The following is a 14,842-nucleotide window of genomic DNA, read 5'->3' as shown; positions in this document are numbered from 1 at the left end:
TAGGATCATTCTTTGCGCCACTGTTCCCCGCGCACGCGGGGATGAACCGAGGCCGGAGCGGGCGCGGGAGATGCTGAAGGCCTGTTCCCCGCGCACGCGGGGATGAACCGGATGCCGACCCCACGGTGATCCGCGGCATGGTCTGTTCCCCGCGCACGCGGGGATGAACCGTGGGGTGAATGGGTTGCGGTCGATGCAGCCGGCTGTTCCCCGCGCACGCGGGGATGAACCGGGGGCGAGAGGCACGACGTTGGCGGCCCGCTCCTGTTCCCCGCGCACGCGGGGATGAACCGTTCGAGCAGATCGTCGAGCATCGGTCGGTCGGCTGTTCCCCGCGCACGCGGGGATGAACCGAATGGGGCGGTGAAGGACAAGCAGCTCACGCTCTGTTCCCCGCGCACGCGGGGATGAACCGCGGACCAGCGAGGCCCCTTGTAGGTCGTCGGTCTGTTCCCCGCGCACGCGGGGATGAACCGAATGCCAGCCTCACCCATCCGACAGGTGGTGACTGTTCCCCGCGCACGCGGGGATGAACCGTCCAACCTTGAGATCGCCAAGGCGGTAAATCTCTGTTCCCCGCGCACGCGGGGATGAACCGCGAGTCGGTGGTCTTGATCCGGCGGTTCTTCACTGTTCCCCGCGCACGCGGGGATGAACCGGTGGAGGAAAGCGGATGACGGTAGGGGAAGCCCTGTTCCCCGCGCACGCGGGGATGAACCGGCGATCAGCGCCTTGTCGTCCCTGTTGCGCACCTGTTCCCCGCGCACGCGGGGATGAACCGTCGAAGGCGGTGGCGCCTGCCGGAACGCCCTTCTGTTCCCCGCGCACGCGGGGATGAACCGGTCATGGGCCTCGCCGCCTCGGCCGCGTCGATCTGTTCCCCGCGCACGCGGGGATGAACCTCAATGACAGGCCGACAGACGCCCTCATACGAGCTGTTCCCCGCGCACGCGGGGATGAACCGGACACGGGCGAGGGGATCACCGAGTTTCGCCACTGTTCCCCGCGCACGCGGGGATGAACCGGTGGTGCGGCGGCCGTCGTCGTAGACCGCAACCTGTTCCCCGCGCACGCGGGGATGAACCGCGGAGCCGTTCCGCGGGACCAGCACGTCCGGGCGGGGTCGCAAGGCGTCACTCAGGCGCGCAATAAAATTGCCGTCTTTGTTCCACATTGAAATCAAAGTGCTAACCCCTGTCGCACTGTGGCACGCACAGCGCGACAGGGCCGCTTCCGCCGGTCAGATGATGACGAGGTTGGTGTCGAGCAGCCCGGCCAGCGTGTCGGAATCCACCCCCACGAACAGCACCCCGTTCCCCAGCGAGCCGCCGAGGTCCAGCCAGGAATCGCCGCCCAGATCCTCGATCCGGCCCGCCAGCGTCTCGGCGCTGACGATCCCGATGCCGTTCACGTTCTGGGTGACGTGCAGCAGGTCCTCCGCGCCGAAATCGAGGATGGTCTCGACGTTGAAGGCGCTGCGGATGACGAAGACGTCCGCCCCGGCCCCGCCGACCATCACGTCGTCGCCCGCGCCGCCGACCAGGTAGTCGTCGCCCGCGCCGCCGTCGAGCCAGTCGGCCCCGCGCCCGCCGTGCAGGCGGTCGTCGCCCGCCTCGCCGAACACCGCGTCGTCGCCCCGCCCGTAATCGTCGAGCCCGGTCACCACGTCGTCGCCGTCGCCGAGCCGGATCAGGTCGTCGCCGCCCCCGCCCTCGACCCGGTCCGCGCCCGCGCCGCCGGTGATCCGGTCGTCGCCGTAGCCCCCGAACACCTCGTCGTCGCCGAGCCCCCCGGCGATGACGTCGTCGCCGTTGCCGCCCTCGATCCGGTCGTTCCCCGCGCCGCCCTTGAGCGTGTCGTTCCCCAGCCCCCCCGAGAGCCGGTCGTCCCCCAGCCCGCCAAGCAGCCGGTCCGCCCCGCCGTCGCCGAACAGCAGGTCGTCCCCCAGCCCGCCGTCGAGCAGGTCGTCCCCGTCCTGCCCGCGCAGCGAATCGTTCCCGTCGTCGCCGAACAGCCGGTCCGCCCCGAACGACCCCTCCAGCCGGTCGTTCCCCGCGCCGCCATGCATCTCGTCGATCGCCAGCCGCTTGGCGTCCCGCCAGACGACATAGCCCCCCTCCGGCAGCTCCGCCTCGACCATCGTCGCGAAGCGCACGTCGAGCAGGTCGTCCCCCGACCCGCCATAGAGCACGTTCGACCCGCCGCCGCCGTGGACCATGTCGTCCCCGGAGCCGCCGTCGATCAGGTCGTCCCCCTCGCCGCCCCGGAGCGTGTCGTCGCCCGACCCGCCGAGGATCAGGTCTCCCCCGTCGCCCCCGAGCGCCACGTCGTCGCCCGGCCCGGCAAGGATCAGGTCCGACCCGGCGCCCCCCGAGATCGTGTCGTCCCCCGCGCCGCCGATCAGCAGATCCCCGCCGTCGCCGCCGGTGATCAGGTCGTCCCCCGACCCGCCCAGCAGCAGATCCGCCGCCGCCCCCCCGGCCAGCGTCATTCCCGCCTCCGCCCCGCGGAACGGCGAGCTTCCACCCAGTGCAGTCATTCACGCACCCCCGACTTCCTGATTTCCCACCCGTCGACGCCTGCGACGTCCCCTCCGTTCAACCGCCCCCCGGGTATACGTTTCGTAAATCCGCCCGCCGCCCGCCGCCGGAAATGTGCTGCATTTGCGAAAGGGTGTTTTGCAAATGCTAAATACAACCAAACGGCGAGTTAAGGTCCTCTTTACCCGCTACCGAACACTCAGGACCGGCGAGCAATCGCGACGAGGAGGAGGGGGTAAGGACCATGGCCACCATTCCAGGGGGCGCTTTCAACGATTTCATCTTCGGCACGTCCGCGTCGGACTTCATCCAGTCCGGCGGCGGGGCCGACAACGTCTTCGGCGGCAGCGGCGACGACATCATCGACGGCGGCGAGGGAGACGACACGCTGAACGGCGGCACCGGCGACGACCGCATTGCAGGCGGGCTCGGCGACGACCTCGTGCTCGGCGGCACCGGCGACGACACGCTCGACGGCGGCATGGGCGCCGACACGCTCTCGGGCGGCGCCGGCGACGACGTAATGACCGGCGGCGCGGGCGACGACCTGCTCGTCGGCGGCGCCGGCGACGACGTCATGGACGGCGGCGAGGGCGCGGACATCCTGCAGGGCGACGCCGGCGACGACACGCTCTCCGGCGGCGCCGGCGACGACAGCCTCGCGGGCGGGGTCGGCGACGACAGCCTCGACGGCGGCGCGGGCGACGACCGCCTCGACGGGGGCGCCGGCGACGACGCGCTCGCCGGCGGCGCGGGCGACGACATGCTGGTCGGCGGGCTCGGCGACGACACGCTCGACGGCGGCGCGGGCGACGACGTCCTGTATGGCGGCGCCGGCGACGATCTCTTCGTCTACTCGGGCGGCTGCGACGTGGTGATGGACTTCTCCGAGGGCGACATGCTCGCGGTGTCGAAGAACCTCGAGGGCGTGACCCTCGAGACCGCCGACGACGTGGCCGGCTTCGCCATCGACCTCGGCGACGGCGGGACGCTGATCGACTTCGGCCAGGGCGACAGCGTGCTGCTGCACGGCGCCTCCTACGAGGAGATCCTGGCCGACCCGACGAAGTTCATCTCGATCGTCTGACCGGGCGTCCGGCCGGGCGCCTGACCGGGCGCCTGCCCCGGACGATCGAGAGTCCGACGGACGTCCCCGGGGGCCGGCGACCGGCCGGCCCCCGCGTTCCCGCCATCAGCACGGATTTCCAGGATGAACGTGCGCATGCACCCGCTCGCCGGCCGCTTCGCCACGCCGGCGCCCCGGCGCGTCGCCCCGCTCGCCGGACCCGCGGCGCCGGCGGCCATCACGCCGTTCGGGCCCGCCGCCGCCGCCATAGCCTTCGATACGCCGGCGGGGAGTCCCCGCGGCCGTCTCTCGGCGTGGATCGACGACGCGCCGCTCGTCGGCCGCTCCGCGGCCACCAGCCTCGCGCTGCGCGGCGGCGGCCTGCGCCACGTCCTGCTGGTCGGCCGCCCCGCCCCGACGCTGGCGCGCCAGCGGATCGACCTCGAGCTCGGCGGCCGCCCCGCCGCCGCCATCGACCCCGACTGGCTCGAATCGCCGCTCGCGGAGCCCGCCGCGCTGCTCGACGGGCTGGCCGACGACGGGCGCCGCCGCCTGCTCCGGCTCGCGCTCACCGCCGGGGCGACGCTGCTCGGCCCGGCCGCCGCCGAGGGGGCAGGCGCGCTGGCGACCCGGCTCCTCGACGCGCTCGACGCGCCGGCGCTGTCCGCCGTGGCCTGGGCCCCGCTCGGCGCCTCCGGCGGCGTCGCCACCTGGCGCGCGCCGCGCGACCTCACCGAGGAAAGCCTCGGCGAGGTGGTGCTCCTCGCGCCGCTCGCCGGCCGCCGGGCCGCCGGCGCCGGGCTGGCGATCGAGGCGACCCGCGCCGGCAGGCTCCTGCACCTGCATCTCTCGCGGCCGCTCCCCGCCGGCGCGGTCGTGGCCGGGCTCGGCCCGCGGCCGCTGCGGCTCGTCGCGCCGGGCCCCGACGCGGCCCGCCCGCTCGCCCGCTGGCTCGACGGGCGGAGCGCGCCCGCCCGCGCCTGGGCGCTCGCCCTGCTCGAGGCCGCGGCGGCCGCCGACCCGACCGCCGCCGCGCTGGTGCGCGAGCTGCGCTGCGCCGGATCGGCCCCGCGCCTGACGCTCACGCTCGCCGGCACGCCCGGCGGTCTCCTCATCGGCCATCGCCTGCACGACCCGCACGGCCTCGCCGCCGCGATCCGCATCGAGCGCGGCGACGGCCCGGCCCTCGACCTTCCCGCCTCGCCCGCAGGCGCGAGCTTCGTGCCGGCGCCGCGCCGCTCGGCCGTCGAGGACCGCGCCCGCGTCCGCATCGTCCTCGGCTCCGGCCGGGCGACGACCGTGTGGACCGGCGCCGTCCCCGCCTTCCGCGGCCCGGCGCCCAGGGACTTCGGCGCCGGCCGGCCCGACGAGGCCGCCGCGGCGCTGGCGGCCGCCCGCCTCGGCATCGAGCGCGCGCCCCTCCGCGTCGCCGTGGCGCGGATCGGCGCGACGCGGGGCCAGCCGCGGCTCAGCATCGTCGCCCCCGCCGACGGCGGCCGCGACCTGCTGCGCGCACGGGCGGCGATGGTCGCGGCGGAGCCCGGCGCGGCCGGCGTCGAGATCGTGCTCCACGCCGCCGGCGACGCCGCCGAGGCCGCGCGCGCCGCGGCCTCCGAGGCGGCCGCCGTCCACGGCGTCGCCCACCGGATCGTCGCGACCCCTACCGCCGCCGACTTGGCGGAGCGGACCCTCGCCGCCCTCGCCGCGGCGGAGGGGGCGGCGATCCTGCTCCTCGGCGCCGAGGTCCTGCCGGAGGGCCCGGGCTGGCTCGCGCCCTGGCTGCGCGGCGCAACGCCCGCGCTCGTCGGCGCGACGCTCCTCGACCACGACGGCGCGGTGCTCGACGCCGGCGGGACGCTCCGCGGCCCGCGGATCGAGCGGACCCTGACCGGCCTGCCCGCCCTGGACCTGCCGCGGCGCAAGGCGCGGCCGACCGACTGGCTCACCGCCGAATGCGCCGGCCTGACCGCCGCCGCGGCGCGGGCGCTGGTCGAGGCCGGGCCGCGCCACCCCAACCCGGACGTGCTGCTCGGCGCCCTCGCGGCGGCCCTCGGCGCGGCGCGCGCGCGCGTCGCCACGCGGCTCGACCGGCGCTTCGTGCGCTACGCGCCGGCGGCCCCGCGGGGCCTCGACGCCGCGGCCGACGACCTCGCCCTCGTCGCCCTCGTCAAGGGTTCCTTCAGCCCTGCCGCCGAAGAAGGGGCATGCGCCAGATGAGAGTCCTCCAGATCGCCCACGACCATGCGGACTGGACGCCTGGCGGCTCGGAGATCGTGGCGCAGGACCTCGCCCGCGCCCTCGCGGCGCGCCCGGGAATCACCGCGCGGCTGCTGGTCGCCGCCACCTCGCTGCAGCGCCCCGACGCCGCGCCGGGCGCGCTCGGCGCCAGGGGCGGCGACCTCGTGCTGCGCACCGGCGCCTACGACCGCTTCGCCATGGCCCGCCTCGACGGCGAGGACTGGATCGCCGGTCTCGGCCGGGCGCTCGCCGCGGCGCGCCCCGACGTCGCGCATCTCCACGGCGTGGACCGCATCGGGGCCGAGGTGATCCCCGCCCTGCGCCGGCTGTCGCCGCGCTGCCGCATCGTACTGACCCTGCACGACTACGCGCCGATCTGCCCGAACGACGGCCTGATGCTGACCCGGCCGGAGGGGGCGCGCTGCCACGGGGCCTCGGCGGACGCCTGCGCCCGCTGCTTCCCCGGGCTCGGCGCGGTGCGGCACGCGCTCCGCCGCGCGCAGATCCAGGCGATGCTCGCCGGCGTCGACCTCTTCCTCGCCCCGAGCGCCTTCCTGCGCGACCGCTACGTCGACTGGGGCATCGCCCCATCGCGGATCGAGATCGTCCCCAACGCCGTCGCCCTCGCGGCCCCGCCGGACGAGCCCGCGCGGACCGGACCCCGCAACCACTTCGCCTTCTTCGGCAACGTCGCCCCGCACAAGGGGACGCTCACCCTGCTCGACGCCGCCGCGCGGCTGCGCGAGGCCGGGGCCGACGTGGCGGTGACCATCCACGGCGGGCTCGGCTGGGCCGACGACGCCTTCCGCGCCGCCTTCGCCGCGGCGCTGGCGGCGGCCGGGCCGGTCGCGCGCCATGCCGGGCCCTACGCCCGCGAGGAGGCGATCGGGCTGATGCGGCAGGCCGACTGGATCGTCGCGCCCTCGCTCTGGTGGGAGAACGCGCCCCTCGTCCTCGCCGAGGCGCGGGCCGCGGGGCGTCCGGCGATCGTCTCCGGCATCGGCGGGATGGCGGAGCTGGTCGCCCATGGCCGCGACGGACTGCACGTGCCCCCCGGCGACGCCGCCGCCCTCGCGGCGACGATGCGCGCCGCCGCGCGGGACCCGAAGCTCTGGCGCCGGCTCGCCGCGGCGCAGGCCCCGGCCGACCACGCCGGCTTCGTCGACGCGCATCTTGCGCTCTACCACCGCCTCCTGCGCCGGATCGCCGCATGACCCCCGACGGATCGCACCTCGCCCCGGCGCCCGCGCCGGTCCACGTCCTGCCGCCCTGCGGCGCCGTGCTCCTCGCCGGCGGGCTCGCCATCGTCTTCGCCGAGGGCCTCGACGCCGCCCTGCCCGCCGCCGGCGAGCTCGCTCATGCCGGCACTGACACCCGGTGGCGCGCCCATGCCTGGCCCGACGGCGCCGGCCGCTGGAGCGGCCTCGCGGTCACCGAGGTCGCGCCGGCGCCGGGCATGGAGGTCCATGCCGAGGCCGGCCTCTGGCGCTTCGCCGCCGCGCCGCGGCTCGACGTCGCGCCGGGGCCCCTCGCCGACTTCGTCCGCCGCGCGGGCGGCGCCGCGCGCGACGCCATGGCCTTCCTCGCGACGGCCATCCCCTCCGACCCGGAGGCGGACGGCGAGACCGCCGCCGCCCGCCGCGCCTTCCTCCGCGCCTTCGTCGCGGCCGCGGCCGAGCGCGACGGCTTCGTCGAGATGCTGGTCGCCCCCGACACCGGCGGCCTCGTCGCCCAGGGCTGGTCGATGTCGCTCGCCCCCGGCCGCACCGAGCTGACCTCGCCCGACGCCGGCGGCGCCATCGAGGTCGAGGTCGCCGAGTTCGCCCGCGACGACCTCCTCGCCCCCGCCCGCGGCGTCTGCATCTTCGGCCGGTTCTGGCCCGCGGCGGCCGCGGACGCCCTCGAGGCGGTGTTCTTCGAGAGGGACGGCCGCCTGATGCGCCTCGACGTGGTGCGCGGCGCCCCCCGGCTCGAAGGCGCCCCGGCAACGCAGCACGTCGCCCACATGCTGCCGCGCCTCGCCGCGCCGGAGGCGACGATGGCGGCCTTCCGCCGCGTCTGCCGCCCGCGCTTCCACGGCGAGGACACCCTCTCCGCCACGCAACTGCCGATCGCCGCCGCCCTCGACCTCGTGCTCCGCGCCCCCGACGGCAGCCTCCTCGTCATCGGCTGGCTGCTCGACCCCGACCGCCGGGTCGAGCTCCTGCTCCTCAAGAGCGCCGCCAACCTCTACGGCCGGCTCGACCGCATCCTGCGGCCCCTGCCCCGGCCCGACCTCGTCGCCGGCTTCGCCGCCGACCCGCGCTTCGCCGGACGGCTGGACCCCCGCGACGCGATGCACGGCTTCATCGCCCATGTCCCGGCCCGCCCGGAGGCGACCGACGGCGCCCAGCTCTACCTCGAGCTCGTCCTCGACGACGGCGCCTGCCTCTTCCGCCCGATCGCGGCGACCCCGGCCGAAGGCCCCGAGCGGCTGCCGCAGATCCTCGCGGCGCTCGCCGCCGCCGGGCCGGAGATGGAGCGCATCGTCGCGGAACACCTCGCGCCCTTCCTCGCCGGCGTCCCCGCGCGCCCGCCCCGCAGGCGGACGGCGCGCGACCGGGCGATCCCGCTCGGCGGCGGCCCCGCCGGCCGAGAGACCGCGGCGCTGGTGCCCTTCGCGAGCTTCGCCGAGCTCCAGCCGCTCCTCGCCCTCCTCGCCGGCGCGCCGGAGGCCACGGCCCTCGACCTCGCCCTGGTCGCGCCGCGCGGCGCGGCGGCCGAGGCGCTGCCCGCGCTGGAGGCCGCCTTCCAGCTCTACGGCCTGACCGGATCGCTGACGCTCGCCGCCGACGGCGACGGTCGCGCCGCCCAGCTCGACCACGGCCTCGCCGCGGGCGAGGCCGACCACGTGCTGGTCTGGACGCCCGCCGCCCTGCCCCGCACGCCCGGCTGGCTCGCCACCCTCGCCGCCGAAGCCCGCGCGCTCCACGCGCCGGCGGCGCTCTCCCCCGCCCTCGTCTACGAGGACGGCTCGGTGTTCTTCGGCGCCGGCGGCGAGCGCGACCCGGCCGAAGGGTGCAGCCTCGCCGGCTTCAACGCTGCCCGGCTCGCCCACGGCGGCCCGCGGCGCGCCGCCTGCTGCGCCGCCGAGATCATGCTCGCGCCCCGCGCCGCCATCGCCGCGGCGGGCGGCTTCGCGGGCCGCCTCTTCGGCGACGACTTCGTCCATGTCGACCTCGGCGAGCGCCTTGCCGCCGCCGGCGTCGCCAGCTGGTGCTCCGGCGCCGTCGCCTTCTGGCTCCTCGAGCCGCCGCCCCCCGCCCACCCGGGCGGCGAGACCCGGCTCCTCCGCCGCATCGACGCCGCCCTCCTCGCCCGCCGCGGCCACCCCGTCCGGGAGCGCCTGCTGTGAAACGTGCCCTCGTCCTCAGCCACGCCCACCCCGCCTTCTCGATCGGCGGGGCGCAGGTGGCGTCCTACAACCTCTTCCAGGGCCTCAAGGCGCTCGACGGCTGGGACGCCCGCTACCTCGCCGGCGTCGGCCCGCCGGTCGCGCGCCACCGCGCCACGCCGCTGATGTCGCTCGGACAGGCCCCCGACGAGGCGCTCTGGTGGGCCGACAGCTTCGACTGGTTCAACCTCGGCGCCCGCGACCTCGGGGCGCTGATCGACCACTTCGAGCGCTACCTCGCCGACGCCCGCCCCGACGTGGTGAACTTCCACCACGTCATGGGCTTCGGCGTGCAGGCGCTCCGCTCCACCCGCCGCGCCCTCGGCGACGTGCCGATCGTGATGACGCTGCACGAGTACCTGCCGATCTGCGCCCACCACGGCCAGATGATCAAGGCCCGCTCCGGCGCGCTCTGCTCGAAGGCCTCCGCCTCCGACTGCGGCATGTGCTTCCCCGAGATCGGCCCGGCGAACCTGATGCGGCGCGAGCTGTTCCTGAAATCCTTCTTCGCCGAGGTCGACGCCTTCGTCTCGCCCTCGAAGTTCCTGCTCGGCCGCTTCGCCGACTGGGGCCTGCCGCGGTCGAAGCTCGTGATGATCGAGAACGGCCTCGAAGGCGGCCCCGTCGCCCCCGCCCGCCCGCTGCCGAAAGGCGGCCGCCGCGACCGCTTCGCCTATTTCGGCCAGCTCAACCCCTTCAAGGGCATCCGCGTCCTCGTCGATGCGGTCACCCGCATCCCCAACGACGTCTGGGGGGACGCGATCCTCTACGTCTTCGGCGGCAACCTCGAGCACCAGCCCGAGGACTTCCAGACCGCGGTCAAGGAGCTCTTCCGCCTCGCCGGCCGCCGCCTGCGCTTCATGGGCAGCTACAAGAGCGAGGACCTGCCCGGGCTGATGCGCGAGGTCGACTGGACCATCGTCCCCTCGACCTGGTGGGAGAACGCCCCCGTCGTGATCCAGGAGGCCTTCCACCACGGCCGCCCGATCATCGCCAGCGACATCGGCGGCATGGCCGAGAAGGTGCGCCACGAGGTCGACGGCCTGCACTTCCGCGTCTCGAACCCCGAGGCGCTGGCCGCCGCGATGACCCGCGCGCTCAAGGAGCCCGGCCTCTGGGACCGCCTCCGCGCCGGCATCGAGCCCCCGACCTCGGCCGGGGAGAGCGCCCGCCGCCACGCCGCGCTCTTCGACCGCCTGATCGAGCGCCGCGCCTCCCGCGCTGCGCAGGCCGGCTGATGCCCGCGCGCACGCCCGAGCCTGCCGAGGCCTACAAGGCCGCGATCCGCGAGCTCTGGCGCGGCGCCGGGGCCGCATCGCTCGTCGGCCTCTTCCTCAACGTGCTGCATCTCGCGATGCCGCTCTACACGATCCAGATCTACGACCGCGTCATCAGCACCCGCAACTTCGACACGCTGATCGCGCTCACCGCCATCGTCGGCCTGCTCCTGCTCTTCCAGGCGGCGCTCGACTACCTGCGCAGCCGCATCTTCACCGTGCTCGCCTCCCGCGTCGCCGCCCGCCTCGGCCGGCCGGTCATGGAGGCCGCGGTCGAGACCACGCTCCGCCACGGCGCGGCGGTGGCGGGCAGCGCCATGCGCGACCTCGGCGAGTTCCGCTCCTTCATCGCCAGCGGCGCCATCGCGCTCCCCTGCGACCTCGCGGTCACGCCGCTCTTCCTCGTCGTCCTCTACCTCCTGCACCCGCTCTACGGCGTCATCGGCCTCGTCGGGGCGCTCCTCCTCACCGCCACCTCGATCGCCATCGAGATCCTCGCCCGCCGCCCCGCCGCGCGCGCCAACGCCGCCGCCGGCGCGGTGCAGATCGAGACCGCGGCGGCGATCCGCCACGCCGAGGCGATCTCCGCCATGGGGATGCTCCCCGCCGTCGCCACGCGCTGGAGCCGCGCCCAGGCCCGCGCCCTCGACGACATCGAGCGCGGCCGCGGCGTCGCCAAGGCGCTCGCCGCCTTCGCCCGGATGCTCCGGGTGGCGCTGCAGATCGCCGTGGTCTGCGCCGGCGCGACCCTCGTCGTGAACGGCCATGTCAGCCCCGGCACCATCATCGCCGCCGCCGTCATCACCGCCCGCGTCCTCCTGCCCTTCGAGCAGCTGATCGAGGGCTGGCGGCAATGGCTCGACGCCTTCGGCGCCACCGCCCGCCTCCGCGAGCTCCTGGAACGCGGCGCCGCCGGCCGCTCCCGCGCGCCCGTCACCGTCGCCACCCCCACCCTCGTCGTCGACCGGCTCACCTACGTGCCCCCGGGCCAGGACCGCCCGCTCCTGCGCAACGTCTCCTTCCGCCTCGACCCCGGCGAGATGGTCGGCGTCGTCGGTCCCTCCGGCGCCGGCAAGTCCACCTTCGCCCGCCTCGTCGTCGGCCTCTGGGCCCCGACCCAGGGCGGCGTCTACCTCGACGGCCAGAGCACCTTCGCCCACGAGCGCGGCAGCTTCGGGCAGGCGGTCGGCTACCTGCCGCAGGACCCCGGCCTCCTCGACGGCCGCGTCCGCGAGAACATCGCCCGCTTCCGCGACGCCGACATGGCGGACATCGTCGCCGCCGCCCGCCTCGCCGGCGTCCACGAGATGATCGGCCGCCTGCCCGAGGGCTACGAGACCCGCCTCGCCGACGGCGGCGCCCGCCTCTCCGGCGGCCAGCGCCAGCGCCTCGCGCTCGCCCGCGCCCTCTTCGGCGAGCCGAAGCTCCTCGTCCTCGACGAGCCCAACTCCGCCCTCGACGCCGAGGGCGAGGCGGCGCTGATCGCCGCCCTCGAGGCCGCCCGCGCCCGCGGCGCCGCGATCCTCGTCGTCGCGCAGCGCCTGTCCGTCCTCAACCGCGCCGACCGCCTCGTCATCCTGCGCGAGGGCGTCGTCACCCAGGTCGGCGACCGCGCCGAGGTGCTCGCCACCCTCGCCCCCCGCCGCCCGAACCGCGACGCCGTCCGCGGCCCCGCCCCCGTCGCCGCAATCGCCGAGGCCCGCCCGTGACCGCGCTCGCCCCCGAGGACGAGGCCGTCCCGAGCTACGCCGGCCCCTTCCGGGCGGCGCTCCTCCTCATGGCCTGCCTCGCCGCCACCATCGGCGGCTGGGGCATGTACGCCCGCCTCGACGCCGCCGTGGTCACCCATGGCGTCATGCTCGCCGAGAGCCAGCGCAAGACCGTCGAGCATTTCGAGGGCGGCATCCTGCGCGCCCTCCTCGTCAAGCCGGGCGACCGCGTCCGCGCCGGCCAGGTCGTCGCCACCCTCGACGCCACCCAGGTCGAGGCCGCCATCGCCCGCCTCACCGTCGACCGCGACGCGCTCCGCCACCAGATCTGGCGCCTCGCCGCCGAGGAATCCGACGCCGCCGCGCTCGACCCCGCCACCGCCCCCGCGCCCAACACGCCCCAGGCCCGGGCCGAGGCCCGCCTCTTCGCCGCCCGCGCCGCGGCGCAGGAGGCCCGGCTCGCCGCCCTCGACCGCCAGACCGACGAGCTCGTCGCCCAGGTCGCCGCCAACGAGGGCGTCGCCGCCGCCGCCGGCCGCCAGCTCGCCATCTGGGGCGCCGAGCGCGCCTCCACCGAGAGCCTCGTCGCCAAGGGCGCCACGCCCCGCCAGAAGCTCCTCGAGCTCGACCGCACCACCGCGCTCCTCGAAGGCCAGCGCGACGAGGCAAGCGGCCTCGCCGCCGCCGCCCGCGAGGGCATCGCCCGCACCCGCGCCGAGCGCCGCTCGCAGGAGCAGACCCGCCTCGTCGACATCGCCGAGCGCCTCGTCGAGGCCCGCCGCTCCCTCGCCGGCGTCGAGGCCGAGCTCCGCGCCGCGGCCGACGTCCTCGACCGCAGCCGCCTGCGCGCCCCGCAGGACGGCCTCGTCGTCCACGTGGGCATCGTCAGCCCCGGCGCGGTCGTCGCCTCCGGCGCGCCGGTGATGGAGATCGTCCCCGACGGCGACCGGCTGGTGGCCGAGACGCGCCTCCCCCCCGACGCCATCGACACCGTCCATGTCGGCCGACCGGCCAAGGTCCGCCTCACCGCCTTCAAGCGCGCCGTCGCCCCCACCGTCGAGGGCGAGGTCATCTACGTCTCCGCCGACCTCCTCGAGGACGAGCGCGACGGCGAGCCCTACTTCGAGGCCCGCGTCGCCCTCGACCCCGCCTCCGTCGAGGCGCTCGGGACCGTCGCACTCACCCCCGGAATGCCCGTCGAGGTCGCCATCCGCACCGGCGAGCGCCGCGCCGGCGACTACTTCCTCGAACCGCTGCTCCGCCACATGAACCGCGCCCTGCGCGACGAATGACCGCACCGCCAGCCCGAACGACAGCCCGAACGACAGGAGGACACGCCATGCCCAGCACCGCCGTCACGCTCACCGGCCCCGCGCTCGCCGCGCTCGACAAGGCGGGCCTCCGCCTGCCCGGCCTGCGCCAGACCGGGCGGATGGACGCCGCCTCGCGCATCGAATGGCCGACCTCGATCATCTCGACCGTGCCCCACGGCGCCTTCCTCGACGTCGGCGCCTTCTGCAACCTCTCCGGCGGCTCGATCAACAACGCCCGCTTCGGCCGCTACTGCTCCGTCGCCTCCGGCGTCACCATCGGCCCGCACGAGCACCCGACCGACTGGCTCACCACCTCGCGCACCGCCTACTTCCCGCAGGTGAACGGCTGGGACGACCTCGTCGCGCCCGAGAGCCGCGCCCGCATCAAGGCGGGCCGGCGCCCCTTCGCCGGCAGCTGCCCCGTGACCAACATCGGCCCCGACGTCTGGATCGGCCAGGGCGCCTTCCTCAAGGCCGGCGTCACCATCGGCGTCGGCGCGATCATCGGCGCCCGCGCCACCGTGCTCCGCGACGTGCCGCCCTACGCGATCGTCGTCGGAACCCCCGGCCGCGTCCTGCGCCTGCGCTTCCCCGAGCCCGTGGTCGAGCGCCTCCTCGCCCTCGAATGGTGGCGCTTCTCGATCTACGACCTCTTCGAGGCCCCGTTCGATTCGATCGAGACCGCCCTCGACGTCATCGAGGAGCGCATCGCCTCCGGCGCCGTCCGCCCCTGGCAGGGCCGCGTCGTCGGCCCGGACGAGCTCTGCGACGGAATCCGCCTCGCCGCCGAGCTCGCGCCCGCCACCCTCGCCGAGGCCGGCTGATGACCGCCGCCCTCGCCACACCCGCCCGCGCTCCCGCGGAGACGCCGGAGGCCGCCGACGGCGGCCCGCGCGTCTACGGCGTCATCGACGTCCTCCGCCCCGACCGCGTCTCCGGCTGGGCGATCGACCGCGCCGACGCCGCCGCCGCCGTCGAGATCGAGATCCTGCGCGAGGGCGCGCCCGTCGCCCGTGTCCGCGCCGACCGCGAGCGCCGCGACCTCGCCCGCGGCGGCGTGGGCACCGGCCGCTACGGCTTCAGCGCGCCGCTCGACCCGCCGCTCGAGCCCGGCTTCGAGTTCACCCTGCGCGTCCGCGCCCGCACCGTCGACGGCGACGTCGCCGACCTCCGCCGCGCCGCCGCCACGGGCGCGGCCCCCGATCCCGACCGCCGCCTGCTGGAGCGGCTCTACGAGGAGCTGCGCGCGCTGGCCGCCCGCCCCTC

10 protein-coding genes and 1 CRISPR repeat array (1 of these 11 cut by a window edge) are annotated in these 14,842 nt (G+C 76.0%); of the genes, 9 read left to right on the top strand and 1 reads right to left on the bottom strand.

What is annotated here, in order from left to right; translation table 11 throughout:
* A CRISPR array of direct repeats spans nucleotides 1–1,086; the repeat unit is 29 nt; unit sequence CTGTTCCCCGCGCACGCGGGGATGAACCG (it extends 2,115 nt beyond the left edge of the window).
* 154 nt (nucleotides 1,087–1,240) lie between these two features.
* Nucleotides 1,241–2,491, bottom strand: a complete 1,251-nt coding sequence (locus KBB57_RS16850; protein ID WP_290752654.1) for a calcium-binding protein — start codon at nucleotides 2,489–2,491, stop codon at nucleotides 1,241–1,243.
* Nucleotides 2,492–2,784: 293 nt separating this feature from the next.
* Between KBB57_RS16850 and KBB57_RS16845 the strand changes: the two genes are divergently transcribed.
* The 9 genes from KBB57_RS16845 to KBB57_RS16805 all read left to right on the top strand — a co-directional run.
* Nucleotides 2,785–3,627: a calcium-binding protein gene (locus KBB57_RS16845; protein ID WP_290752651.1), complete on the top strand. Its 843-nt coding sequence runs from the start codon at nucleotides 2,785–2,787 to the stop codon at nucleotides 3,625–3,627.
* A 123-nt stretch (nucleotides 3,628–3,750) separates the two neighbouring features.
* Nucleotides 3,751–5,823, top strand: a complete 2,073-nt coding sequence (locus KBB57_RS16840) for a hypothetical protein (RefSeq protein WP_290752649.1) — start codon at nucleotides 3,751–3,753, stop codon at nucleotides 5,821–5,823.
* Nucleotides 5,811–7,058 (top strand): glycosyltransferase, encoded by a 1,248-nt coding sequence (locus KBB57_RS16835; RefSeq protein ID WP_290752647.1) that lies wholly within the window; start codon nucleotides 5,811–5,813, stop codon nucleotides 7,056–7,058. The genes KBB57_RS16840 and KBB57_RS16835 overlap by 13 nt, the downstream gene beginning before the upstream one ends.
* Nucleotides 7,055–9,238, top strand: coding sequence for a hypothetical protein (locus KBB57_RS16830; protein WP_290752644.1), 2,184 nt, complete (start codon nucleotides 7,055–7,057; stop codon nucleotides 9,236–9,238). Before KBB57_RS16835 ends, KBB57_RS16830 begins: the two co-directional genes overlap by 4 nt.
* Nucleotides 9,235–10,515, top strand: a complete 1,281-nt coding sequence (locus KBB57_RS16825) for a glycosyltransferase family 4 protein (RefSeq protein ID WP_290752641.1) — start codon at nucleotides 9,235–9,237, stop codon at nucleotides 10,513–10,515. Before KBB57_RS16830 ends, KBB57_RS16825 begins: the two co-directional genes overlap by 4 nt.
* Nucleotides 10,515–12,263, top strand: a complete 1,749-nt coding sequence (locus KBB57_RS16820; RefSeq protein ID WP_290752639.1) for a type I secretion system permease/ATPase — start codon at nucleotides 10,515–10,517, stop codon at nucleotides 12,261–12,263. The genes KBB57_RS16825 and KBB57_RS16820 overlap by 1 nt, the downstream gene beginning before the upstream one ends.
* Nucleotides 12,260–13,555 carry an HlyD family type I secretion periplasmic adaptor subunit gene (locus tag KBB57_RS16815; RefSeq protein WP_290752637.1) on the top strand — a complete coding sequence of 432 codons (1,296 nt, stop codon included), beginning with the start codon at nucleotides 12,260–12,262 and terminating at the stop codon, nucleotides 13,553–13,555. The genes KBB57_RS16820 and KBB57_RS16815 overlap by 4 nt, the downstream gene beginning before the upstream one ends.
* Nucleotides 13,556–13,602: 47 nt before the next feature.
* On the top strand, nucleotides 13,603–14,400 hold the full coding sequence (locus tag KBB57_RS16810; protein ID WP_290752635.1) for a CatB-related O-acetyltransferase: 798 nt from the start codon (nucleotides 13,603–13,605) through the stop codon (nucleotides 14,398–14,400).
* Nucleotides 14,400–14,842, top strand: a 443-nt coding sequence (locus KBB57_RS16805; protein WP_290752632.1) for a hypothetical protein, incomplete at its 3' end; no start/stop codon positions are given. The genes KBB57_RS16810 and KBB57_RS16805, both read left to right, overlap by 1 nt.

Origin of the sequence: Amaricoccus sp., from assembly GCF_017993425.1 — a bacterium.
Taxonomy (GTDB): Bacteria; Pseudomonadota; Alphaproteobacteria; order Rhodobacterales; family Rhodobacteraceae; genus Amaricoccus.
This window is presented reverse-complemented; position numbering and strand designations above follow the sequence as displayed.